This window comes from Pseudoduganella ginsengisoli, from assembly GCF_009720865.1.
In the GTDB taxonomy this organism is placed as follows: Bacteria; Pseudomonadota; Gammaproteobacteria; order Burkholderiales; family Burkholderiaceae_D; genus Rugamonas; species Rugamonas ginsengisoli.
This window is the reverse complement of record NZ_WNLA01000001.1, coordinates 694,502-717,570: the sequence shown is the minus strand read 5'-3', so window position 1 is coordinate 717,570 and position 23,069 is coordinate 694,502. Positions and strand designations below refer to the sequence as shown.

At 62.3% G+C, this 23,069-nt stretch carries 20 protein-coding genes; 10 read left to right on the top strand and 10 right to left on the bottom strand.

All coding sequences use genetic code 11. The features are described from left to right. Nucleotides 1–70: 70 nt before the first annotated feature. Together GM668_RS03080 and GM668_RS03075 are read right to left on the bottom strand one after the other, a co-directional pair. Nucleotides 71–1,264, bottom strand: a complete 1,194-nt coding sequence (locus GM668_RS03080; RefSeq protein WP_155437422.1) for a DUF2863 family protein — start codon at nt 1,262–1,264, stop codon at nt 71–73. Beyond that, nucleotides 1,265–2,131 carry an HDOD domain-containing protein gene (locus GM668_RS03075; RefSeq protein ID WP_155437421.1) on the bottom strand — a complete coding sequence of 289 codons (867 nt, stop codon included), beginning with the start codon at nt 2,129–2,131 and terminating at the stop codon, nt 1,265–1,267. It lies immediately after the preceding gene. A 215-nt stretch (nt 2,132–2,346) separates the two neighbouring features. Between GM668_RS03075 and GM668_RS03070 the strand changes: the two genes are divergently transcribed. Beyond that, the gene (locus GM668_RS03070; protein ID WP_155437420.1) at nt 2,347–2,919 is read left to right on the top strand and encodes a DNA-3-methyladenine glycosylase; all 573 of its coding nucleotides are present in this window, start codon (nt 2,347–2,349) and stop codon (nt 2,917–2,919) included. Between the two features lies 1 nt (nt 2,920). Here the strand turns inward: GM668_RS03070 and GM668_RS03065 are convergent, their stop codons facing one another. Together GM668_RS03065 and GM668_RS03060 are read right to left on the bottom strand one after the other, a co-directional pair. Then, nucleotides 2,921–4,576: a methyl-accepting chemotaxis protein gene (locus tag GM668_RS03065; RefSeq protein WP_155437419.1), complete on the bottom strand. Its 1,656-nt coding sequence runs from the start codon at nt 4,574–4,576 to the stop codon at nt 2,921–2,923. 7 nt (nt 4,577–4,583) lie between these two features. Continuing rightward, nucleotides 4,584–5,042: a cache domain-containing protein gene (locus GM668_RS03060; RefSeq protein ID WP_155437418.1), complete on the bottom strand. Its 459-nt coding sequence runs from the start codon at nt 5,040–5,042 to the stop codon at nt 4,584–4,586. Between the two features lie 221 nt (nt 5,043–5,263). Between GM668_RS03060 and GM668_RS03055 the strand changes: the two genes are divergently transcribed. From GM668_RS03055 to GM668_RS03045, 3 genes are all read left to right on the top strand, one after another. Then, on the top strand, nt 5,264–6,640 hold the full coding sequence (locus tag GM668_RS03055) for a KamA family radical SAM protein (RefSeq protein WP_155437417.1): 1,377 nt from the start codon (nt 5,264–5,266) through the stop codon (nt 6,638–6,640). A gap of 256 nt (nt 6,641–6,896) precedes the next feature. Beyond that, the gene (locus GM668_RS03050; RefSeq protein ID WP_371868631.1) at nt 6,897–8,204 is read left to right on the top strand and encodes an MFS transporter; all 1,308 of its coding nucleotides are present in this window, start codon (nt 6,897–6,899) and stop codon (nt 8,202–8,204) included. Further along, nucleotides 8,152–9,003, top strand: a complete 852-nt coding sequence (locus GM668_RS03045) for a fumarylacetoacetate hydrolase family protein (RefSeq protein ID WP_155437416.1) — start codon at nt 8,152–8,154, stop codon at nt 9,001–9,003. The genes GM668_RS03050 and GM668_RS03045 overlap by 53 nt, the downstream gene beginning before the upstream one ends. Here the strand turns inward: GM668_RS03045 and GM668_RS03040 are convergent, their stop codons facing one another. After that, nucleotides 9,004–10,371, bottom strand: coding sequence for an aspartate aminotransferase family protein (locus GM668_RS03040; RefSeq protein WP_155437415.1), 1,368 nt, complete (start codon nt 10,369–10,371; stop codon nt 9,004–9,006). It lies immediately after the preceding gene. 94 nt (nt 10,372–10,465) lie between these two features. Here GM668_RS03040 and GM668_RS03035 point away from each other — a divergent pair, with 94 nt between their 5' ends. From GM668_RS03035 to GM668_RS03020, 4 genes are all read left to right on the top strand, one after another. Continuing rightward, nucleotides 10,466–11,032, top strand: a complete 567-nt coding sequence (locus GM668_RS03035) for a carboxymuconolactone decarboxylase family protein (protein ID WP_155437414.1) — start codon at nt 10,466–10,468, stop codon at nt 11,030–11,032. An 80-nt stretch (nt 11,033–11,112) separates the two neighbouring features. Then, entirely contained in the window at nt 11,113–11,775 is a 663-nt protein-coding gene (locus tag GM668_RS03030; RefSeq protein ID WP_155437413.1) for a 2Fe-2S iron-sulfur cluster-binding protein, read from the top strand. 30 nt (nt 11,776–11,805) lie between these two features. Continuing rightward, the gene (locus GM668_RS03025; RefSeq protein ID WP_155437412.1) at nt 11,806–12,798 is read left to right on the top strand and encodes an FAD binding domain-containing protein; all 993 of its coding nucleotides are present in this window, start codon (nt 11,806–11,808) and stop codon (nt 12,796–12,798) included. Then, on the top strand, nt 12,795–15,011 hold the full coding sequence (locus tag GM668_RS03020) for a xanthine dehydrogenase family protein molybdopterin-binding subunit (RefSeq protein ID WP_155437411.1): 2,217 nt from the start codon (nt 12,795–12,797) through the stop codon (nt 15,009–15,011). Before GM668_RS03025 ends, GM668_RS03020 begins: the two co-directional genes overlap by 4 nt. Here the strand turns inward: GM668_RS03020 and GM668_RS03015 are convergent. The 3 genes from GM668_RS03015 to yjgA are packed head-to-tail and all read right to left on the bottom strand — an operon-like array spanning nt 15,001 to nt 16,889. Beyond that, complete coding sequence (locus tag GM668_RS03015; protein WP_155437410.1) at nt 15,001–15,675, bottom strand: alpha/beta hydrolase; 675 nt, start codon at nt 15,673–15,675, stop codon at nt 15,001–15,003. The two genes, GM668_RS03020 and GM668_RS03015, sit on opposite strands and share 11 nt — an antisense overlap. A gap of 16 nt (nt 15,676–15,691) precedes the next feature. Further along, nucleotides 15,692–16,294, bottom strand: coding sequence for a molybdopterin adenylyltransferase (gene mog / locus GM668_RS03010; RefSeq protein WP_155437409.1), 603 nt, complete (start codon nt 16,292–16,294; stop codon nt 15,692–15,694). Beyond that, nucleotides 16,284–16,889 carry a ribosome biogenesis factor YjgA gene (gene yjgA / locus GM668_RS03005; RefSeq protein ID WP_155437408.1) on the bottom strand — a complete coding sequence of 202 codons (606 nt, stop codon included), beginning with the start codon at nt 16,887–16,889 and terminating at the stop codon, nt 16,284–16,286. Before yjgA ends, mog begins: the two co-directional genes overlap by 11 nt. Before the next feature lie 92 nt (nt 16,890–16,981). Here yjgA and pmbA point away from each other — a divergent pair, with 92 nt between their 5' ends. Further along, on the top strand, nt 16,982–18,334 hold the full coding sequence (pmbA, locus tag GM668_RS03000) for a metalloprotease PmbA (protein ID WP_155437407.1): 1,353 nt from the start codon (nt 16,982–16,984) through the stop codon (nt 18,332–18,334). 118 nt (nt 18,335–18,452) lie between these two features. Continuing rightward, a complete protein-coding gene (locus GM668_RS02995) occupies nt 18,453–19,547 on the top strand; it encodes a TRAP transporter substrate-binding protein (protein WP_155437406.1) in 1,095 nt (364 codons plus the stop codon). An 86-nt stretch (nt 19,548–19,633) separates the two neighbouring features. Here GM668_RS02995 and GM668_RS02990 read toward each other — a convergent pair whose 3' ends face one another. Next, nucleotides 19,634–21,862, bottom strand: coding sequence for a TonB-dependent receptor plug domain-containing protein (locus GM668_RS02990; RefSeq protein WP_155437405.1), 2,229 nt, complete (start codon nt 21,860–21,862; stop codon nt 19,634–19,636). 59 nt (nt 21,863–21,921) lie between these two features. After that, complete coding sequence (locus GM668_RS02985) at nt 21,922–23,049, bottom strand: M14 family metallopeptidase (RefSeq protein ID WP_155437404.1); 1,128 nt, start codon at nt 23,047–23,049, stop codon at nt 21,922–21,924. Nucleotides 23,050–23,069: the final 20 nt, after the last annotated feature.

The following is a 23,069-nucleotide window of genomic DNA, read 5'->3' as shown; positions in this document are numbered from 1 at the left end:
ATGAAACCAGTATCTGCCCGCGCTGTGCCGCTGTCAAAAAGTTGTTATGCCGCAGTGCAGCGAACGCGTATCAAGATGCCATCGGGCGCGCATCCATCGGGCGGCCCATGTTGTCATAGCCGGCCGCCAGTTCGATTGATTCGGCCGTGATGCCCAAGGTGGACAGGGCATCGGCCACGTCATCGGCTTCCGCGCCGACATCGCAATCCGGATCGACAGGCTTGTCGCACGCAGCCAGGCGGCTGCCATCGGCGCCATACAGCACGACGCGCAGCACGGTTTCATTGCGCGCCTCGGCAGGAGCAATGACGATGCGGGCCGGCGTGGCGCCACTGTCCAGCACCGCGCGCAATTGCGCCAGCATTTCCAAAGTCGCGTGTTCCAGCCGGCCCTGTTCCAGCGCGCCATAGAACAAATCCTGGTACAGGAAGTTCAGCTGTATTTCACGCTGGCCGGCCAGGCAGCGCGCCACCAACGGGGCGACGTCCGTGCTCCACTGGCGGTAGCGCTCCAGGCGGGCCGCGAAGTAGGCATCCTGCGCCGCTTCCTGTTCCGGTATGGCGTAGAACGGATCATCAGCGCGCTTCAGTGCAAAGCCCAGCAGGAAGCGCAGTTCGACGGCGCTGTCGTCCGGACCGAATTCGTTTTTCGGCCAGCCGGCAATGCTGCGGTCCAGCGCCGGCGCGGCAACGACTTTTTTATCCATCATGGCGCTGGCCGCTTCGCGCACCATGGCATTCAAGTGGCCGTAGCGGATGCGGGTCATTTCGTCCAGCGCATACGCATGGCGTACCAGCACCACGCGCGCCTTGGGCGCTTCCAGTCCTGCCGCCGTAAACGAGGCCAGCAAGGCGTCATACGCAGCGTCATCGGCGAAGGCTTGCTCTTGCTGCAAGCCGCCGGTGCTGTGCACGAAGACGGGAATAGCAAATGCATTGATTTCCATGTCCGGCGCGTTATCGCGGCGCACGTGGATGGTGCCGGCTGCTTCTTCCACGGTTTCGCGCAGCAAACGCCAGGCTGCCACGTCTTCGTCGCGCGCCTGCATGACCGCTGTGTACAGCAGCTCATCTTTTTGCTGCTGCACGTATTTGCGCACCAGGCGCACGAAGTCATTGTGCTTGCGCCGCAGTTCAGCGCCTTCGGTTTCAGCGTCTTCCTGTTCGGCCAGTTCCAGGGCCAGCGCGCACAGGGCGTCGCTCAGCACATCATCTTGATCTTCTTGAGGGGTTTTGCGGGGGGCAGGGCGCTTCTTGTTCTGCATTTATTGTTCGATATGGAAAGTGTCGTGCAACTCGTCCAGCAAGTCGGCAACTTCATCGTCGTTCAGGCCCAGGTGCGCGCAAGCGTAGTCGCCGCCTTTGTCCCATTCCAGCGAATCCGTATAGCCGTGGTAGCGGCGGATGCCTTTTTCTGCGATGACGGACAGGGCCACCAGCGAGCGCACGGCGTCGTCGGTGGCGGCATCTTCCATCACTTCGTAATCATGGTGGTGCAGGATGGCCCACGACACGTCGGGCGACAAGCCCCAGTTGCGGGCCAGCAGGCAGCCGATGGCAGCATGGTTGGTCGCATGGCGGGCATCTTCAATGGCCGTGATTTTACCAACCGGTTCTTGCTGTGCAAGGGCGAACGTGTCTTTGTAATCCGGGAAGCGGTCCATCAGCAATGGCACGCCGATATCGCAAAACAGGCCGAACGTATGGGCGATGTCGGGCGGCGCGATGCGCAGCTTGCGCGATGCAAACACGACAGCTTGCGCGCGCCGGGCCGACGTTTCCCAGAATGTATTCAACGCGCTGTCATTGCCGCCGATGGCTTCCTTTGCCAGCAAGCCCGTCAGCAAGGCCGCACAGTGGTTGATGCCCAGGAAGTTGATGGCCTGTTCGACGGATTTTGCCTTGCGCGCCGCGCCAAAGAACGGCGAGTTGGCCAGCTTCAGCAGCGCGCCCGACATGCCGACGTCATTGCCGATAATGCGGGCGATCTTGCGCGGCGACGGATCTTGCACCGCCAGCTCCTGTTGCAAGTCCACCAGCAGGCTGGGACGCGGCGGGATACGGATGGAACGCAACAAGGCGTCTTCCACCGACGTTTCAATTACCTGAGCTGGGACTGCTACTGTGGTCATGATGGCAAGCTGGTGATGATTTTAATCTCGTCCGTTAGGAGCACTATAGCCTACTACGGCTGCGCCTGCCGGACAGGCAAGTGGAGATTATCGCCTGATCCTGGTTACCGCAGTGCAAATAAAATTTGAAATTCCCTGTAAAAACGATGAATTTGACGTAATTGTGACAGATGAAGATGGCGCTTTTGTCACGATAGCCGCGCTATCATGCCGGAATGACAGCATCTTCCATTCTTGCCAACATCGACTTTGCCCAGCCGTCCGCGCTCGTTGCGCCGCAGCTGATCGGCGTGACCGTGCTGGTCAATGGCGTAGGCGGCCGCATCGTCGAAGTGGAAGCGTATGACCGCGACGATCCGGCTTCCCATACGTATAACGGTCCCACGGAACGCAACGGCTCGATGTTCGGGCCGCCGGGCCATGCCTATGTGTACCTGTCGCACGGTATCCATTGGTGCCTGAATTTTGTCTGCATGGAAGCGGGGCATGGCGCCGGTGTGCTGATCCGTGCGCTGGAGCCGCTGCATGGACTCGGGGCGATGCGTGTGCGGCGCCGGCAGGACGATGAACGCATGCTGTGCTCCGGGCCGGGCAAACTGTGCCAGGCGCTGGCCGTTACGCGTGCGTATAACGGCTTGTCGCTGGCGGCGCCGCCGTTTGAATTGATTGCGCGGGAGCGGGAGCCGGATGTGGTGATTGGCCCGCGCATTGGCATTTCAAAGGCAGTGGACGTGCCATGGCGCTTCGGTGAAGCCGGCTCGAAGTTCGTCAGCCGCCCGTTCCGGTAGACTACGCAGTCCGTACCTGCCGCTGCATGCCGCTGCCCAGCGCCCGCATGGGACTGCCCGGCGCGCGCCGTTCGCGCGGCGCATACCCTTCCGGCAGCGCTGGCGCCACTTCTTCCGCCACCTGGAACACGCCCACTGCCCGCGTCAAATTCACGGCCTGCTCTTGCAGGCTGGCCGCTGCCGCTGCCGCCTGTTCCACCAGCGCGGCATTTTGCTGCGTCACGTCGTCGATCTGGCACACGGCGTGATTGACTTCTTCGATGCCCTGCGCCTGCTGCGTGCTGGCCTGGCTGATGTGTGCGATGACGTCATTGACCTGGCGCACGGAATCAACGATATCGCCCATGCTGGCGCCGGCCGCGTTGACGCAGGCGGCGCCGCTGTCGATGGTGGCGACGGACGCGCTGATCAATGATTTGATTTCCTTCGCCGCCGCAGCGGAGCGCTGCGCCAGGGTGCGCACTTCAGACGCCACCACGGCAAAGCCCCGTCCCGCTTCGCCCGCCCGCGCCGCTTCCACGGCGGCATTGAGCGCCAGGATATTGGTCTGGAACGCAATGCCATCGATGACGCTGATGATTTCCACGATGCGGCGCGAACTGGCCCGTATCGATTCCATGCTGGCCACGGCCTGCGTGACGGACTCGCCGCCCAGGCCCGCGAGGCTGCTGGCGCGCGCCGCCAGTTCGCACGCGGCGCGCGCATGGTCGGCATTGCTGCGCACCGCTTGCGTCAGGCTTTGGATGGCGCTGGCGGTTTCTTCCAGCGACGCGGCCTGGCGCTCCGTGCGGTTCGATAAATCCATATTGCCGCTGGCGATTTCATGCGAAGCCGTGTCGATGGTGCTGACTGCCTCGTGGATGGTGCGCAGCGTGCCGTTGAGCTTGTCCATGGTTTGGTCCAGCAATCGGCCCGTCTCGGCAATTTCATCGCGCCCCGCGCACGTCTTGCCGGGCGCCAGCCGGCCCGCCGCCAGGTTGCGCACGACGTCCGCAATGCCGTGGATGCCGCGCAGCATGGCGCGCCGCAGGAATAGGGTCACCACCAGCGACAGCGCTGCCGACAGCAGCACCATGCCCGCCATGGCGGCCCCCAGCGCGTGGAATTCATCTTTGGCCTGCACTTGCGCCTGCGCGCTGAGCGCCTGTTCCAGCGCGGCCAGCTTGCCCAGTTCCCCGTTCAATGCTTCGAACTGGCTCTCGGCCTTGGCCATGGAATTGGTGGCAATCGATTGATCGACTGCCGCAATTTCCATTGTTTCCAGCACCGCCTTGCGGTATGACGCCAGCGCGCGTGTAGAGGCTTCCACGATGGCCAGCTCAGCCGGTTCTGCCACGCTGGCCAATTGCGCCAGCTGCTTTTCAATGGCGCCATGCCGCGTGCGGATTTGCGCTGCCAGCGCATCGAGCCGCGCTTGCGCAAAGCTGCCGTTGATCCATGCCAGCAACTGGTAAATGTGTGCATGCGCATAACGCGCTTCGCCTGTGACGGCGGCGGCGGCCTGCAGGCGCGCGGCGCGCACCTGCACCAGGTTTTCCATGGTGGCGTTCTGGCGTACCAGCCCGTAATACGCACCGCCCGCCGTCGCCATCAGCAGCGCCACCGCCAGTGCCGGCGCCAGCAACAGCTTGGGCGCAATCCGCAATTGGTTCAGCATGGCGGCCTCATTTCTTATAAATGCCGGCTTCCAGCACCACGTCGCCGACCCGCAAGATGTAGGTGGTCTTCGGTTCGATCTTGCCGGTCACAGGGTTCTTGTACATGTAGTCGACCCAGCCTTTGCCTTTGGACGCCGCCAGTTCAATGATTTCGCGCCGGTACTTCTTGCCGCTGGCATCGGGGACGTCTGTCAAATCTTTGCCCACGATGGATGGGTTGATGGGATGCGCCAGCACGATGCCCGTGTGCAGGTCGCGCATGTCGACATACAGCGGTCCCTGTACAAAATCCGCATCTTTGGCGGAAATCTTTTTCATCATTTCTTCCTTGCCATGCGCTTTCACATAAGCGGCGCCCCGTTCCGCCATGGCGATGGCATCTTTCTCGGTGGGCTCCGCGCCATAGGCGGCAGTGGCGGCAGTCATGGCAAAGGTCAGCAGGGCGGCGGTCAGCAAACGGTTCATGGTGGGCTCCTCGGTGAATTGCGCACAAGTAATTTACGCCTCGTGCTTGCAGGAAAAATTGCGCTTTCGCAAGGACAGTGCGTGCCAGGGGGAAATGTGCGTGGGCGTGTCAACGTTGGTGGGAATTGGTGAGAATTTCCATATGGATATTGATGTTTGGCAATTCGACAGCGAACGCGACGCCTACGATGAAATCCGGCCCACCAACCAGGAGAACTGCCATGCAACCCGCCAAATTCAAGCCTTACACCCGCCAGACCATCCGCCAGGCCAGCCAGTGGGATTTGATCCCGCAAGAATTGCAGGAAGCCGTGCAAGTGGTATCGCACGTGCTGCCCTTCCGCACCAATGAATATGTGCTGGACCAGCTGATCGACTGGAACAACATTCCGGACGACCCCATTTACCGTCTCGTGTTCCCCCACCGCGACATGCTGCCTGCGCAAGAATACGCGCAGCTGCGCGACCTGGTGCTGGCGGACACGCGCGATGAAGCCGCCATTGCGCAACTGGTGCACGGCATCCGCATGCGCATGAATCCCCATCCGGCCGGACAAATGACGCACAACGTGCCGCGCGTGAATGACGCGCCGCTGAAAGGCTTGCAGCACAAGTACAAGGAGACGGTGCTGTTCTTTCCCAGTGCGGGCCAGACGTGCCATGCGTATTGCACATTCTGTTTCCGCTGGCCGCAATTCGTCGGCATGGACGACATGAAGTTCGATGCGAAGGAAACCACGCAACTGGTGTCCTACCTGCGCGCGCATCCCGACGTGACGGACGTGCTGATCACGGGCGGCGACCCGATGATCATGAATACCCGCTCGCTGGCGGAATTCATTGAACCGCTGCTGGCGCCGGATCTCGCGCATATCCAGAACATCCGCATCGGCACCAAGTCGGTTGCGTACTGGCCGCAGCGCTACGTCAGCGACCGCGATGCGGATGATTTACTGCGGCTGTTTGAAAAGGTGGTTGCCAGCGGCAAGAACATGGCCATCATGGGGCATTACAACCATGCGGTGGAATTGCGGCAGGATGTGGCGCAGCAAGCCGTCAAGCGCATTGTCGGCACTGGCGCTACGCTGCGCATGCAGGGGCCGCTGATTCGCCACATCAATGAAGATCCGCGCAGCTGGGCGGAATTGTGGACCACCGGTGTTCGGCTGGGCGCGATCCCATATTACATGTTCGTGGAGCGGGATACGGGGCCGCGCGAATACTTCCAGCTGCCGCTGGCCCGCGCGCATGAGATTTTCCGGCAGGCGTACCAGATGGTGTCCGGCTTGTCGCGCACTGTGCGGGGACCGTCGATGAGCGCCTTTCCCGGCAAGGTGGTGATCGATGGCGTGGCTACGATCGGCGGTGAGAAAGTGTTTGCGCTGCAGTTCCTGCAGGCGCGCAATCCCGACTGGGTGCGCAAGCCGTTCTATGCGAAGTTCGATCCGAACGCCACGTGGATGGATGACCTGGTGCCGGCGTTTGGCAAGGAGCGCTTCTTCTTCGAGGAAGACGAACCGATGCCGCGCAAGGTGATTCCGCTGGCGGCCGTGCGTGGCAATTCCCACGACTGTGCAGTGCAGAGCAACGCCGCATGAGGATCGCGCCATGGATGACCACTATCACGGCGGCAAGGCCGCCGCCCAGGGGGCCGCCTTGCCCATCGCCGGCGCTTGCGCCTCTCCCGCGACCGCCGGCAGCATGGTCCAGCCCACGTTGATGCCACCGGAGGCGCGCCATGGTGTTAGCGCCGGCCAGCATGAACCCCAGCCCATTCAGCCGGATTGGCTGACCTTCGGCGTCCCGGCCTTTATCGGGCGCGTGCGAATTCCCGGCACGCTGTCTCCGGCGTCGATGTTTTGCCTCGTGTTCCTGCCATTCGCACTGGGCCACTTCATGTCCAGCCTGCTGCGCAACATCAATGCCATCCTGGCGCCGCAATTGACCGAAGCGCTGGGGCTCAATTCAGCGCAGCTGGGACTCCTCACCAGCGCGTACTTCTTCACGTTCGCCGTGGCGCAACTGCCGGTCGGCATGGCGCTGGACCGCTTCGGGCCCCGCCTCGTGCAATGCGCGATGCTGTGGCTGGCCGTGCTGGGGGCGCTGGTGTTTGCCGGCAGCCGTGAATTTATCCAGCTGGTCGTGGCGCGCGCCATCATGGGCCTGGGACTGGCGGGCTGCTTCATGGGGGCAGTGAAGGCCGTGTCCACGTGGATTTCGCCGGCCAAGCTGCCATCCGTGCAAGGCTACCTGATCGCCGTGGGAGGGCTGGGCGCGGCCAGCGCCACGCTGCCGGTGCGGCTGGCCTTGCACTACATGGACTGGCGCTGGCTGTTCGTCATGCTGGCGGCAGGCTGCGCCATCATCGCGCTGCTGATCTGGCTGTTGGCTCCCACGCCGCCTGCTACGCCGCGCAAGCCCTTCAACCGGCGCATGTTTTACGACATCTGCATCCACCCCGTGTTCCGCTCCACGGCAGCGCTGATGCTGTTGCCCCATGCCGTGTTCTTCGGCGTGCAAGGATTGTGGATCGCCCGCTGGCTGCAAGACGTGGGCCGCTATTCGCCGCAGGCAATAGCGTGGCTGCTGTACCTGGGCATGGCGGCCGTGGTGTTCGGCGCCATTGCCACCGGCATGATCACCGAGTGGGCGGCAAAGCGCGGCATTGCACCGCTGTCCGTTGCCGCTTGCGGCACCGCGCTGTTCATCGCCGTGCAACTGGGGATTGCGCTGGACTGGCGGCCGGCCGCTGCACAGCTGGCAGTGCTGTTCACGCTGACGGGCACCATCACGGGCATCGACTACGCCATCGTTGCGCAAGCGATGCCGCCTGCACTGACCGGGCGCGCTTCGACTTGCCTGAACCTGTTTATTTTCCTGGCCGCGTTTTGCGTGCAGGCGGGCTTCGGCCTCGTGCTCGGACAGTGGCAGCCGGATACGCTGCAACACTATCCCGCCATTGCCTATCAGGCCGCGTTTGGCGCGCTGGCAGTGCTGCAGTTGCCGGCATTGCTGGTCTTCGCATGGCGCCACTGGCGTCCGTTGCAGTGCTGCGCGGAGCACTTTCGCGGCATCCGTTACAATGTCGGCCTCACGTTGAAGGATATGTATGAAACTGGTTCGTTACGGCCGTCCCGGCAAAGAAAAACCCGGCCTGATTGATGATGAAGGCAAACTGCGCGACTTGTCCGGCGTGATCGATGATATCGGTCCCGAACAATTGTCGGACAAGGTGCTGCGCAAGCTGGACAAGATTCCACACGCAGACTTGCCGCTGGTGCGTGGCAATCCGCGCTTTGGCGTACCGGTATCGAAGATCGGCAAATTCATCGGCATTGGTTTGAACTATTATGACCATGCGAAGGAAATGGACTTGCCGATTCCAACGGAACCCATCGTGTTCATGAAAGCCATCAGCTGCCTGTCCGGTCCTGACGATCCTGTCATGCTGCCCAAGGGTTCGAAGAAGACGGATTGGGAAGTGGAGCTGGGCGTCATCATCGGCACGCGCGCCCGCCACGTGACCGTCAAGGATGCGGAAAAACATATTGCCGGCTATTGCGTGGTCAACGATATTTCGGAACGCGAATTCCAGTTCGAGCGCGGTTCGCAGTGGGACAAAGGCAAGGGCTGCGATACGTTCGGTCCAGTCGGCCCGTGGCTGGTGACGCGCGATGAAGTGTACTTCCCGGACAAGCTGGATCTGTACCTGGAACTCAACGGCAAGCGCATGCAGTCGGGCAGCACGGACAACATGATTTTCTCCGTCCCGCAAATCATCAGCTACCTGTCGCAATTCATGACGCTGGAACCAGGCGACGTGATTGCCACCGGCACACCGCCTGGCGTGGGCAATGGCCGCAAGCCGAAGCGTTTCCTGAAGAAGGGCGACTTCATGCGGCTGGGGATTGCAGGGCTGGGCGAACAGCAGCAAGATGTCATCGCCTTCCAGCAGTATTGATCATGCCGCGCGGATGCCGGCATAAGCAAACGACGGGGCGCCGACGCTGATCAGCGCCGTGTCCAGCGCTTCCTGCAACCGCGACACAATTTCGCCCAGGTCGGCATCCGTGGCGATGAACGGCGGCGCCAGCAAAATATGGTCGCCCCGTTCACCATCGATGGTGCCGCCCATCGGGTACACCATCAAGCCGCACGCCATCGCTTGCGCGCGCACTGCTTCATGCAGTTTCAGCGACGGCGCAAACGGTTCCTTCGTCTCGCGGTCGCGCACCAGTTCCAGCGCCCACAGCAAACCACGTCCCCGGATATCGCCCACGTGCGGGTGTTCGCCGAATGCGCCGCGCAGCATGCGGCGCAGCGTGGCGCCCCGGACCGTGACGGCGCCCAGCAGGCAATCGCGCTGGATCACGCGCTGCACGGCCAGCGCTGCGGCCGCTGCCACCGGGTGGCCGACATACGTGTGCCCATGCTGGAACACGCCGCTGCCATTGCGCAGCCGCTGGACGATGGCGTCGCGCGCCACCACGGCGCCGATCGGCTGGTATCCTGCTCCCAAGCCTTTGCCCAGCGTGACCAGGTCCGGCAACACGTTTTCCTGTTCGATCGCGTATAGCGTGCCGGTGCGCCCCATGCCGCACATGACTTCATCGGCAATGAACAGGATGCCGTATTTGTCGCACAATTCGCGCACGCCGGTGAAATAGCCGGGCGTGGGCGGGATGGCGCCGCCTGTCGCGCCAACCACGGGTTCCGCGCAAAAGCCAATGACGTTTTCCGGGCCGGCTGCGATGATGGCCATTTCCAGTTCCGCCAGCAGGCCCGCCGTATAAGCAAACACACTTTGGTCTTGCTGGCGGTCGCGGTATTCATAGCAAGGCGCCACGCGCGTCACGTCCATCAGCAGCGGTGCATATGGCTTGCGGCGGAAGGCGTTGCCGCCCAATGCCAGCGCACCGAGCGTATTGCCGTGGTAACTCTGGCGGCGCGCAATGAACAGGCGGCGCTGCGGCTCGCCGCTTTCCACGAAATACTGGCGCGCGAGTTTCAGCGCGGTTTCCATGGCTTCCGAACCGCCCGACACCAGGTACACGTGATCGAGGTCGCCCGGCGCGTCATAGGCGATGCGCGCCGCCAGTTCTTCGGCCGCGTCGGTTGTAAAGAATGACGTATGCGCATACGCGAGGCGGTCGATTTGCGCGTGCATCGCATCGATGACGTCGGGATGGCCATGGCCCAGTGACGACACGGCGGCGCCACCGCTGGCGTCCAGGTAATGGTTGCCTTTGCTGTCGATAATGGTGATGCCGTCTCCGCCGACGGCAACAGGTGGCGTGCGGCGCAGGCTGCGGTGGATAATGTGGCTCATGTTCGTCCCTTGTTGTTAGTAAGAAATTCGGACGATAGCGTGCGCAAACTTGCCATCTTTTGATTTTTATCCAACCCTGTGCGAATATGGCCTGATGAGTGAACGCCTTGGCCCCATTCCCCACGAACTTATGACGCCGCTGCAACAGCAGGCGGCGCAAGCCATCATTGACGGTCCGCGCGGCGCGCTGTATGGCCCGTTTGTTCCGTTGCTGCGCAGTCCCGAAATGATGGCGCATGCGCAGCGGCTGGGTGAGTACTTGCGCTACCGCAGCGCGATAGGCACGCGGCTGTCGGAACTGGCGATACTCGTCACGGCACGCTACTGGGACCAGCAAGTGGAATGGGCGATACACGCGCCGATTGCCGCGCAAGAGGGGATTGCGGCAGAAGTGATTGACGCGATTGCGCATGGCCGCCGGCCGGACGGCATGGCGGACATCGAGGCCGCCGTGTATGACTTTTGCGTGGAATTACAGCGCGATAAGCGCGTGTCGGACGCCACCTATGCCGCCGCGTTGGCGCATTTTGGCGAACATGGGGTGGTGGATTTGATGGGCTTGAACGGGTATTACACGTTCCTTGCCATGGTCATGAATGGGGCGCAGACGGCGCCGCCGCCATCGGCCGCCGCGCCATTGCCGGATTTGCCGCCCGGATAGCCCGGCCCTGGTGCTGTGTGCGCCAGCGTACCGACGCGCGGCTGCGCAGCCGGATAATCGGCGCATTCTTCGGAGGCGCCATGAATGATGAATCGACCGGGAAGCCTGGATGCGTCACGCGGCGCGGCTTTCTGCAATCCGCGCTGGCGGTGGCCGCCACCAGCAATACTGTGGCTGCCGCCGCTGGCGCCGATATTCCTGCCGGCCCATCTGCCGAACCCGCGGCGCCTGCCGTGCCCGTCCGCCTGTCCGTCAATGGCCAGTCCCACAGCCTGGTGCTGGAGCCGCGCGTGACGCTGCTCGATGCACTGCGTGAATCGCTGGGTTTGATGGGTACGAAGAAGGGCTGCGACCGCGGCCAGTGCGGCGCATGCACGGTACTGGCCAATGGGCGGCGCATCAACAGTTGCCTGTCGCTGGCGGTCATGCATGAAGGCGACGATATCGTCACAGTGGAAGGACTGGCTTACCACGGCGAGCTGACGCCGCTGCAGGCGGCGTTCATCGAGCATGACGCATTCCAGTGCGGTTATTGCACGCCCGGGCAACTATGTTCCGCCACGGCGTTGCTGGCGGAAGTCCATGCCGGTGACGCCAGCGCGGTCTCGCCCGACGTGCGCAAAGCCGCGCCGGCATGGAGCGACGATGAAATCCGCGAACGGATGAGCGGCAATCTGTGCCGCTGCGGCGCGTATCCCAACATCGTGGCGGCTGTGCGCAGCGTCGCGCTGAAGCCTGCTTGAAACTGCCTGAAAATTTCATAAGGGGCCGCCATGCAATCGATCTTTTACGAACGGGCGCGCGACGTGCCGCACGCGCTGCAATTGGGCAGCCAGCCCGGAGCCCGCTACATCGGCGGCGGCACCAATTTGCTGGACTTGATGAAGGGCGACGTCGAACATCCGGCCCGGCTGGTGGATGTGACGCATGCGGGGCTGGACCGGATCGAAGCGTTGCCGAACGGCTGGCTGCGTATCGGCGCCGTTGCCCGCAACAGCGATACCGCCAACCATCCGCTGGTGCGTACGCGCTATCCCTTGCTGACGCAGGCGCTGCTGTCGGGCGCGTCGCCGCAATTGCGCAATATGGCCACCATGGCAGGCAACCTGCTGCAACGCACGCGCTGCCCTTATTTCACGGACACGGCGTTCGATAAATGCAACAAGCGCATGCCTGGTTCCGGCTGCGGCGCGCGGGAAGGATGGCAGCGCATGCATGCGATCCTTGGCGCCAGCGATGCGTGTATTGCCGTCAATCCTTCAGACATGAACGTGGCGCTGGCCGCGCTTGATGGCGTGGTGGCCGTGGCTGGGCAGCGTGGCGAACGCCGGATTCCCGTCACGGAGTTTCACCGCCTGCCGGGCAATACGCCGCAATTCGATACGGTGCTGCAGCCGGGGGAATTGATCACCGGCGTGGAATTGCCTCCACCCCAGTTCAACCGTTACCACTACCTGAAGCTGCGCGACCGGGCCAGTTATGCCTTCGCGCTGGTATCGGCTGCCGTGCTGCTGCAAATGGACGGCAATACGATAAGCCATGCCCGTGTGGCGCTGGGCGGTGTCGCGCACAAGCCCTGGCGTGTGCCGGCTGCGGAAGCGCTGTTGACAGGTGTGCAGCTGACCGATGACGTGGGGCGGCAGGTGGCGGCCGCCATGCTGGCCGGCGCCAGTGCGTACCGGGACAACCAGTTTAAAGTGGAACTGGCGCAGCGCGCGGTGGTGCGCGCGTTGCGCAATGCGGCAGAGGGCAGGGAGGCGGCATGACAACAATCATTGGGCAGCCGCTGCACCGCACGGACGGTGTGGCGAAAGTTACGGGCACGGCGCGCTTTTCCGCCGAACATCCGCTGGCCCGCATGGCGTACGCCGTGCTGGTGCAAAGCACCGTCGCCAAGGGAAAAATCACGGCCATCGATACGGCGCGCGCCGGCGCCATGCGCGGCGTGCTGCTGGTCATGACGCACAAGAACGCGCCCCGGCTGCCGACGCCCAAGCCGCCCGGCAAGGATGAACAGCCTCCCAACCCCAAACTGAGCCTGCTGCAAAGCGATGAGGTCCTGTACAACGGCCAGCCCATTGCCGTGGTGGTGGCCGATACGCTGGAACATGCGCAAGATGCGGCCCGCCATGTGCTGGTACGGTATGCGGCACAACCCGCTGCGCTGGACTTCCAGTCCGCCAAGCGCCAATCCCGCGCGCCGAAGCCGCAGCCGGACAGGCCCTCGGAGACGGCGCGCGGTAACGCGGAATCCGAGTTGGCGCGGTCTGCCGTGCGCATCGATACGGTCTACATGACACCCATGGAAAACCACAATCCCATGGAGCCGCATGCCACCATTGCCGCGTGGGCCGGCGGCCAGCTGACGCTGCACGATGCCACGCAAAACGTGTCCGGCGTGCGTAAGGCCGTGGCCAAGAACCTGGGCATCGCTCCGGAGCAGGTACGCGTGATCTGTCCATTTGTCGGCGGCGGCTTTGGCTGCAAGGGTTCCACCTGGTCGCACGTGGTGCTGGCGGCAATGGCGGCAAGGCAGGCGGGACGGCCCGTGAAGCTGGTATTGGAACGCACGCAAATGTATGGCCCGGTCGGCGCCCGCCCCATGACGGAACAGCGTTTGCGGCTGGGCGCGCAGCCCGATGGCGGTTTGCAGGCGGTCATGCATGACACGGTGTCGCATACGTCGTTTCTCGATGACTTCACGGAGCCGTGCACGTCACCGACTCGCATGCTGTACGCCAGCGCTGCGCTGCGCACCACCCAGCGCCTTGCTACGTTGAACCTGGGCGTACCCACGTATATGCGGGCGCCGGGCGAAGCGTCCGGCAGCTTTGCACTGGAATGCGCGATGGATGAAATGGCGTATGCATTGAAAATGGACCCGGTGGCGCTGCGGCTGCGCAATTATGCGGAGCGCGATCCGGAAAAGGACGTGCCGTGGTCATTGAAGGCGCTGCGCGAATGCTATCGCGTAGGCGCTGAGCGGTTTGGCTGGGCGCGCCGCGATCCTCAGCCGGGTTCCATGCGGCAGGGGCGTACGCTGGTTGGTTATGGCATGGCGACGGCGACGTATCCCGCCAACCGTCTTCCCGCGAAAGCGTCAGCCATGATCCGGCCCGACGGGACGGCGCTGGTGCGCAGTGGTTCGCATGACCTGGGCACGGGAACTTATACGGTGATGACGCAAGTGGCGGCCGATGCGCTGGGCTGGCCCGTGGACAAGGTGACGTTCGAGCTGGGCGATACCGCCATGCCGCAAGCGCCGGTTTCCGGCGGCTCGATGACGGTGGCCAGCGTGGGGCCTGCCGTGCAGGCGGCGGCCCGAGCAGCACGGGACAAGCTGATTGCGCTGGCCCTCGGCGATGCGATGTCGCCGGTGCACGGCGTTCCTGCCGATGACGTGCTGGTCGAAAACGGCTGGCTGGTGCGCAAGTCGCAACCCGGCCGGCGTGAACCAGCCGCCGCACTGATTGCCCGCAACGGCGGCGCCCCGGTGATGGCGGACAGTGAATCGAAGCCGGGCGATGAAAAGAAACAGGTGTCGCTGCACTCCTTTGGCGCCGTGTTCGCGGAAGTGCACGTCGATGCGGATCTCGGCATCGTACGCGTTCCGCGCATCGTCGCGGTTTATGACGTGGGGCGGCTGATCAACCGCAAGACCGGGCATAGCCAGCTGATGGGTGGCATTGTCTGGGGCGTCGGCATGGCGCTGACGGAAAAAACGGAAATGGACTGGCGCGTGGGGCGGGCAGTCAATGCCAACCTGGCGGATTACCACGTGCCCGTGAACGTGGACATCGGCGCGATCGACGTGACGGTGCTCGATGGGCATGACCCCTATATCAATGCGCTGGGCGCGCGCGGGATCGGGGAAATTGGGATTACCGGAGTGGCGGCAGCCATTGCCAACGGGGTGTATCACGCGACCGGCAAGCGCATACGCGACTTGCCGATCACGCCGGATAAACTTATTGCATAACTTTCTTCAGCCACGCGGAAATGTGCTGCACTTCTTCCGCGCATGCCGAGTGCTGCATCGGGTAGTCGTGCCACTCGATGTTGTAGCCCAGCCGGGCCAGCAAATCGCGCGACGCGGTGGCGCGGCTGATCGGGATCACCGGGTCCATCGTGCCGTGCACCATGAAGATCGGCGTGTCCTGGTTGGCGGCGCTGCGTTCGGCGGCGGCTTTGTCCGCCAGCGGCAGGTAGCCGGACAGGCACATCAAGCCCGCCAGTTTTTCCGGATGGCGCAGGCCGGCCTGCAACGTCATCGCGCAGCCTTGCGAGAAGCCGCCCAGCACGATGCGGCTGGTTGGAATGCCACGCGCGTTTTCACGGGCGATCAGCGCTTCCACCAGCTTTTGCGATTCGCGCAAGCCGTTTTCATCTTCCCTGCGGTTGGTGCCTGCGTCCAGGCTCAAAATGTCATACCAGGACCGCATGACATAGCCATTGTTCAGCGTCACTGGCTGCATGGGCGCATGCGGGAATACAAAGCGGATGCCAGGCAAACCATCGAGGTTCAGCTCATTGACGATAGGCGCCCAGCCGTCGCCGCTGTCGCCCAGGCCATGCATCCAGATCACGGCCAGTTCAGGGCTGGCCGACGTGTTGATTTCAATAGAGTCCAGAACAGTCGTCATTCAGGCTTGGTCCTTATCACTTGTTACGGATGGCGGATTTCGGGCGGAAAGCCTTGCACACCGCCGGGTTGGTTTCCATGTACGGACCGCCGATCAAATCCACGCAATATGGCACGGCGGCAAACACGCCACCGACCAGCTGTTTGCCGTCGGCGTCCTTCAAGCCTTCCAGGGTTTCCTTGATGGCTTTGGGCTGGCCCGGCAAGTTGATGATCAGCGCAGCGTGGTCCGGGGTTTCGCGGATCACGGCCACCTGGCGCGACAAAATTGCGGTCGGCACAAACGCCAGGCTGACTTGGCGCATTTGCTCGCCGAAGCCCGGCATTTCTTTCGTTGCAATGGCCAGTGTGGCTTCCGGCGTCACGTCGCGGCGCGATGGGCCGGTGCCGCCCGTGGTCAGCACCAGGTGGCAGCGCGCACTGTCCACCAGTTCCACCAGGGTGGCTTCGATTTGCGCTCGCTCGTCGGGAATCAAACGCGTCTCGATGCGGAATGGCGTGGTGAGACAGGCCGCCAGCCAGTCCTGCAGCGCCGGGATGCCCTGGTCCTGGTAGACGCCGCCGCTGGCGCGGTCGGAAATCGACACCAGGCCAACGATCAGCTCAGGTTCACTCGTCATCGTCTTCGCCTTCTTCGCCACTGTCTTCATCGGCGGCGGCAGCAGCCTTGGCGCTCTGGGCGGCCAGGTCTTTAAGGATCTGGAAGATTTCGCGGTAAGCCTTCGGCGGCTTGTTTTCCGCCTGCTCTTTGCGGGCATTGCGGATCAGCGCGCGCAAGTGCTGCACGTCCAGTTCCGGGTGCTCGGACAGCAATACCGTCAGCGCGCCATCGTCGGCCAGCAGCTTGTCGCGGCGGCGTTCCAGCGCGTGCAGCGCGGCGGTATCAGCCTTCGAAGCGCCTTTCCAGCCTTCAATGGTGCGGCGGATCACGGCGATTTCTTCTTCATCCAGCGTGCGCATTTTCTTGCCCACGAATTGCAGCGCGCGGCGGCGGCCTTCGTGGTCTTTGATACCCTGGGTTTCCAGGATGACTTCCTTGACGTCTTCCGGCATCGGCACGCGTTTCACGCGGTCGCGCGGCGCATTGACCAGTTCCGTGCCCAGTTCCTGCAGTGCATCGGACTGGCGTTTCATTTCGGTTTTGGAGGGACGCTCGTATTTTTCTTCGAATTCGGACGAGTTGAAGCCGACAGAGCCACGGTTAGGATTTGGCATAATGACAAAAGGCCAGGGAGACCTGACCTGTAAAAACTGTAAACGGCTGCTATGATACCTCCTTTACACGTTCTCCCTGAAAAAAGCCACTCATGAGCGATTCCTTCTTCACCCACAGCCAGGACCAGTTGAAACAGATTGCACGCGATGTTTTGCAATACGCGCGCGAAAAGGGCGGCACCGATGCGGCGGTGGAGATCAGCGAAGGCAGTGGTTTGTCCGTGTCCGTGCGCAAGAGCAAGATCGAAACCATCGAGCAAAACAAGGATAAAGGCTTGGGCGTCACCGTGTTTGTCGGCCAAAAACGCGGCAATGCCAGCACGTCGGACTTTTCCCCCGCATCGCTGCGCGCTACCGTGGAAGCGGCCTACAACATCGCCCGCTTCACGGCCGATGACGATTGCGCCGGCCTGGCCGATGCCGACATGCTGGAAATGAATCCCCAGGATTTGCAACTGTTTTACCCATGGAATATCAGTACGGAAGAAGCCGTGGTGCTGGCGCAGCGCGCTGAAGCAGCGGCCTTTGCCGTCGATCCCCGCGTAACGAACAGCGAAGGCGCCGGTGTGCACGTACAGCAATCGCACTTCGTGGCCGCCAATTCGCGCGGCTTTATTGGCGGCTACCCGTATTCGCGCCACACGATTTCCGTGGCGCCGATTGCCGGCAAAGGTGCAAAAATGCAGCGCGACGACTGGTACAGCTCCGTGCGCGACGCGAAAAAACTGGCGCAGCCGGAAGCCATCGGCCGTTATGCGGCCGAGCGCGCGCTGGCCCGCTTGAATGCCCGCAAGCTCGATACCCGCACGTGCCCGGTGCTGTTTGAAGCCCCATTGGCGGCCGGCTTGCTGGGCGCATTCGTGCAGGCAACGTCGGGTGGTGCGCTGTACCGCAAATCCACGTTCCTGCTCGATACCCTGGGCAAATCCATCTTCCCGTCCCATATCCAGGTCAGCGAAGACCCGCACGTCATCGGCGCCATTGGTTCCGCGCCATTCGATGAAGAAGGCGTGCGCACGACGGCGCGCGACGTGGTCAAGGATGGCGTGTTGCAGGGCTATTTCCTGTCCACGTATTCGGCCCGCAAGCTGGGCATGAAAACCACGGGCAATGCGGGCGGTTCGCACAACCTGTCGCTGACGTCGTCGCGCACGAAGCAAAGCGATGATTTCGTGGCCATGCTGAAAAAAATGGGCACCGGCTTGCTGGTGACGGAATTAATGGGCCAGGGCACCAATTATGTGACGGGCGATTATTCGCGCGGCGCGTCCGGTTACTGGGTGGAAAATGGCGTCATTCAATATCCGGTCGAAGAAATCACCATTGCCGGCAATATGAAAGAGATGTTCCAGGATATCGTGGCCGTGGGCGCGGACGTACTGGTGCGCGGCACCAAGCAGACCGGCTCGATCTTGATTGAGAAAATGGTCGTCGCCGGTAATTGATATTTGGTCAACATCTGCCGCAGTGTAGATGGTGCACAGCGGCACGATATTTTCGTTGCAACCTTATAGTTGTTTCCATACACTGTCTCCGCAATAACACCACCGAGGAGACCAAAGTATGGAACGCCGTTCCTTCCTGAAAAAGGCAGCAGTAGGCGCCTCCGCAGGCGCTGTTGTAACGCCGGCGCTGGCGCAGTCGCTTCCCACCATTAACTGGCGCCTGGCGTCCAGTTTCCCGAAAACGCTGGACACCATTTATGGCGCCGCCGACACCTTCGTCAAGCGCGTGTCCCAGCTGACGGGCGGTAAATTCAATATCCGCGTATTTGCCGGCGGCGAAATCGTGCCGGGCCTGCAAGTGCTGGACGCCGTGCAGGCGGGCACCGTCGAGTGCGGCCACTCCGCTTCGTACTATTACTTCGGCAAAGACGCAACGTTCGCGTTTGACTGCGCCGTGCCATTCGGCCTGACGTCGCGCCAGCATACCGCGTGGTATGAACAGGGCGGCGGCCGCGAACTGACCCGCGAATTCTTCAAAGGCTATGGCGTCATCAACTTCCTGGGTGGTAACTCGGGCACGCAGATGGGTGGCTGGTTCCGCAAAGAGATCAAGTCCGTGGCGGACTTGAAGGGCACCAAGATGCGGATCGGCGGCTTTGCCGGCAAAGTGCTGGAGCGCCTGGGCCTCGTGCCGCAACAGCTGGCGGGCGGCGATATTTACCCGGCGCTGGAAAAAGGCACCATCGATGCGGCTGAATGGGTCGGTCCGTACGACGATGAAAAATTCGGCTTCTACAAAGTCGCGCCATACTACTACTACCCTGGCTGGTGGGAAGCGGGCGCTTCGTTCTCGTTCTACGTGAGCCTGAAAGAATGGGAAAAGCTGCCGAAGGAATACCAGGCCGCGATTGAAGCGGCGTCGTATGAAGCGCACGTGGTGATGCAGGCGGAATACGATGCGCGCAATCCGACCGCATTGGCCAGCCTGTTGAAGAAAGGCGTGAAACTGCGCGCGTTCCCGAAAGACATGCTGGACGCCAGCTACAAGGCCGCCGTGGATGTGATGAATGAGGAAGCGGCGAAGAACGCGAAGTTCGCGAAGATTTACGAGCCGTGGAAACAGTTCCGCAAAGACCAGAACCAGTGGGCTTCGGTGGCGGAAGCGCCGATGCAGAACTTCCTGATCAGTTCGACCAAGAGCGGCGGCAAATAAGCGCTTAAGATGAGGATGCCCGGCCTGAAGGCCCTGCACCCTGATGCTAAAGAAAACGGGCCGGTGTCAAAACCGGCCCGTTTTCTTTAGAACTTCATTTCCATCAAGGCCCGTACGATCGCCACCGTCGGCGTGTACGTGGTATCGGCATTCAAGCCGCCCGGCGTCAGGAATGCGTTTTGCGCTACGTTGGTCTGGTGCAGCAAGTTCGACACCGACACGCGCAGCTGCGTTTTCGGGCTGAATTTCATGACGCCATACCAGTCCAGCGTGCGCTTCGGCGCCGACCACGAAAACTGCTTATCCGACACGCGCACCGGGCCGCCCGACTGGAAGCTGAAGCTGGCGCCCGTCGTGACAGGCAGCGTGTCCATCTTGTAGTCAAAGCCCACGGTGCCGCTGACAGGCGTCTGGCCGTCGAGGCGGTTGTTCGGTCCCGGCACGGAATCGAGCGTGGACCAGTTGCGCGTCACGTTGGCCCGCACTTCGACGGCAGGCGCTTGCGCGTACAGCGAACGCAGTGGCAGCTTGGCTTCCAGCTCGATGCCGTGGGTATTGGCAGTGCCCGCATTGACGGGGTGCGAAATCCACAAGGTGTCGATCAAGTCCACGCGGTTGCGGATACTGTTGTCGATGCGGCGCATATACGTGCTGGCCGTCATCAGGCCGCCGCCCGGCAGGTAGTGTTCATAGGCCAGGTCCAGGCCCCACGCCAGTTCCGGCTTCAGTTGCGGGTTGCCGGAGAAGTCCGGCTGCGTCGGCGAGTTATTGTTCGACGCAAAGCGGCGCGGAATCAGCTGGTTGACGCCAGGCGCCTTGTACGTGCGGGTCACGCCCAGCCGCACCTGGTCATTTTTTGTGTCCGGCAGCTTCCACAAGGTCTGGAACAGGGGGCTGAACACGCTGGACTTATTGTCTACGGCCGCATAGTCCGAACCTTCGCTGGTGGTCTGGATCCCTTCCCAGCGCAACCCGAAATACGCGGACCAGCGGTCCGTGATTTGCCACTCGTCTTGCGCATATAAGGCCAGGCGCTTGATGTCGGCGCTGAAGACCTGGTTCAAGTCTTCCGGTCCCTTCGGCTGGTTCTGGCCCGGTTGCGGCGGCGGTGGCGGCAGCAGCGCCGTTTCATCCTGGATGCGGTCTTCGTTGCGCTTGCTGACACCCAGGTCCCAGCCCATCGCCAGTGCGTGGTGCTCGATGATCGGTGTCGAATATTTGCCGGTCGAGGTCAAACCTTTTTCCGTCTGTGTGGACGTCACCAGGCGTTGCAGCGCAGGCTTCATGCCCGGCGCGTATTGCAGGCTGGGCGCATCCGTATCGCGGTTGTTGTAATTGATGCCGCCCTTGATTTCCAGCTTGGCGCCCGCGGCCAGCTTGCGGGTCCACGTCACGTCGCTGCGGGCCATGATGAAGTCCGTGGCCACGCCGACATCCGTGCCCACATACTGGGCCTGGCGGTCGCCCTGCAACTGCGTAAAGCGCTCCGTCGTGTTGAATCGCACCTGGTTGGCATTGACGAAGCTTTGCCACGTGACGATGTCGCCCGGGCCCAGGTTGAAGTTCACGCGGGGCGACAGGCCCAGCGCCTTGAACGTGCCCTGGTTGGTTTGATCCGCGCGGCGCCATTGCACGCGTTTTCCGGCCAGGTCGAATTCTTCCTGCACCAGTTCCGACGGGCGGTCGAAATGCGCATACGTGACGTTGCCGCCAATCGCGTACGACATGATGCCGCTCTTGTCGGACAGCTGGAAGTTCGTGTTGGTGCCGAACTTGTGGTTATCGTCCTGCAGGCCCACTTTCAATTCGCGCTGCGCCGATTGCACGGCGCGCTTCAGCACGATGTTGATGCCGCCGGCAATGGCTTGCGTGGAATATTCCGCCGTGGCGGCGCGCATTACTTCGATGCGCTCGACCATGTCCGGCGAAATCGAGTCCATGGAAAAGCCCGGTGGCGCCGGTTCGCCGTTGAGCAGGATTTGCGTATAGCCGGCGCCCAGGCCGCGCATGCGGATATCGCCGCCACGGCCCTGCACGCCGCCGATGGTGACGCCGGGCAGGCGCTTGAGCACTTCGCCAATCGTCGTGTCGCCGTTTTTCAGGATTTCTTCCTGCGTCACGACAATCTTGGTGGCCGTGTCATTGCGGCGCGCATCGTATTGGGCGGCTGCGCCCTTGACTTCGACTTGCTGGATCTTTTCGTCCTTTTTCGCAGGCGGCTCTTCCGCGGCATGGGCGTGGAGGGCGCCTATCAAGGCAGGCGTGGCCGCGAACAGGCGCAGCAAAGTCGGGGAAGGGCGGGCAGTTGGCTTCATTGTTATCAATATAAAAAGCCCCGCAGTGCGGGGCTTGATCGTTGACGCTAGGAAAAAAATCAGGCGCGCAGCGATTGTAATACAGGTTGCAGGATATCCGCACCAAGGCGGGCGCTGCGGGCGCCATCCCAGCCCACGGCTGGATCCGGATCGTTGGCGTTATCCTTGAACGGCATTTCCAAAGTCAGCGACAGGCAGCCGAACGCGTGCGTGATGTGCGGCGAACCCATGGTCAGCGTTTCCGGCGTAAATGGCGTCACGCCATAGCCGTGCACGTCCTGGAAGTCCGGGCTGGCGATCTTGAACGCGTCGATGAAGCGCTGCTGTTCGGCCAATTCCTTGTCGCCAAACGTTTCCAGCGATTCGGAACCTGCCACGAACACGTAGGGCAAGCCTTCGTCGCCGTGGATGTCGAGGAACAGGTCGCAACCGGTCTGCTTCATCTTGTTCAGCACCAGGAACACTTCCGGGCTGCGTTCCATGGTCGGGTTCATCCACTCGCGGTTCAAGTTGGCGCCTGCCGCATTGGTGCGCAGGTTGCCGCGTACGGAACCGTCCGGGTTCATGTTGGGCACGACGTAGAAGACCGCTTCTTTCAGCAACTGGCGGCCGTGCGGGTTGGCGTCGTCCAGCAGCGCATCGAGCATGCCTTCGACGAACCATTCGGCCATGGTTTCACCCGGGTGCTGGCGCGCGATGACCCACACTTTCTTTTTGCCTTCGGCGGGTTCGCCCACGACCAGCAGGTTCATGTCGTGGCCATCGAGCGTGCTGCCCAGGTCTTCCATGCGCACGTGCGGCGACAGCTGTGCGCTGTCCAGCAGGGCCAGGTGGCGTTCCCACGAATAGGGCTCGAAGTAAGCGTAGTACACGCTGTCGAATTCCGGCGTGTGGTTGATGGTCATGACCTGGCCGTCAAACGAGGTCGGCACGCGGAACCAGCTGCTGCGGTCATAGCTGGCCACGGCCTGGTAATCTTTCCAGCCGTCCGGGTAAGCGGCCTGGCCGGCATTCTTGAAGTTCATCGTCAGCGGCGTCGCCTTGGCGCCCTGCACGCGGAAATAGAACCACTGGATGATGTCAGCGGCGGAGTCCTTGCGGATGTTCAGATCGATCGCGGACGGGTCATCCGCGCGCAGAACCTCGATGGCGCCAGCATCGAATTGGTGGCTGATTTTGATAGGCATGGAAATCCTGAATTGTAAAA

Coding starts and splice junctions, on each gene's coding strand:
- GM668_RS03080 (WP_155437422.1), bottom strand. CDS start 1,264: ATGCAGAACAAGAAGCGCCCTGCCCCCCGCAAAACCCCTCAAGAAGAT.
- GM668_RS03065 (WP_155437419.1), bottom strand. CDS start 4,576: ATGCTGAACCAATTGCGGATTGCGCCCAAGCTGTTGCTGGCGCCGGCA.
- GM668_RS02990 (WP_155437405.1), bottom strand. CDS start 21,862: ATGAAGCCAACTGCCCGCCCTTCCCCGACTTTGCTGCGCCTGTTCGCG.
- GM668_RS03060 (WP_155437418.1), bottom strand. CDS start 5,042: ATGAACCGTTTGCTGACCGCCGCCCTGCTGACCTTTGCCATGACTGCC.
- GM668_RS03015 (WP_155437410.1), bottom strand. CDS start 15,675: ATGACGACTGTTCTGGACTCTATTGAAATCAACACGTCGGCCAGCCCT.
- GM668_RS03045 (WP_155437416.1), top strand. CDS start 8,152: ATGAAACTGGTTCGTTACGGCCGTCCCGGCAAAGAAAAACCCGGCCTG.
- GM668_RS02995 (WP_155437406.1), top strand. CDS start 18,453: ATGGAACGCCGTTCCTTCCTGAAAAAGGCAGCAGTAGGCGCCTCCGCA.
- GM668_RS03030 (WP_155437413.1), top strand. CDS start 11,113: ATGAATGATGAATCGACCGGGAAGCCTGGATGCGTCACGCGGCGCGGC.
- GM668_RS03025 (WP_155437412.1), top strand. CDS start 11,806: ATGCAATCGATCTTTTACGAACGGGCGCGCGACGTGCCGCACGCGCTG.
- GM668_RS03035 (WP_155437414.1), top strand. CDS start 10,466: ATGAGTGAACGCCTTGGCCCCATTCCCCACGAACTTATGACGCCGCTG.
- GM668_RS03050 (WP_371868631.1), top strand. CDS start 6,897: ATGTTTTGCCTCGTGTTCCTGCCATTCGCACTGGGCCACTTCATGTCC.
- GM668_RS03075 (WP_155437421.1), bottom strand. CDS start 2,131: ATGACCACAGTAGCAGTCCCAGCTCAGGTAATTGAAACGTCGGTGGAA.
- GM668_RS03020 (WP_155437411.1), top strand. CDS start 12,795: ATGACAACAATCATTGGGCAGCCGCTGCACCGCACGGACGGTGTGGCG.
- GM668_RS03055 (WP_155437417.1), top strand. CDS start 5,264: ATGCAACCCGCCAAATTCAAGCCTTACACCCGCCAGACCATCCGCCAG.
- mog (WP_155437409.1), bottom strand. CDS start 16,294: ATGACGAGTGAACCTGAGCTGATCGTTGGCCTGGTGTCGATTTCCGAC.
- GM668_RS03070 (WP_155437420.1), top strand. CDS start 2,347: ATGACAGCATCTTCCATTCTTGCCAACATCGACTTTGCCCAGCCGTCC.
- pmbA (WP_155437407.1), top strand. CDS start 16,982: ATGAGCGATTCCTTCTTCACCCACAGCCAGGACCAGTTGAAACAGATT.
- GM668_RS03040 (WP_155437415.1), bottom strand. CDS start 10,371: ATGAGCCACATTATCCACCGCAGCCTGCGCCGCACGCCACCTGTTGCC.
- yjgA (WP_155437408.1), bottom strand. CDS start 16,889: ATGCCAAATCCTAACCGTGGCTCTGTCGGCTTCAACTCGTCCGAATTC.
- GM668_RS02985 (WP_155437404.1), bottom strand. CDS start 23,049: ATGCCTATCAAAATCAGCCACCAATTCGATGCTGGCGCCATCGAGGTT.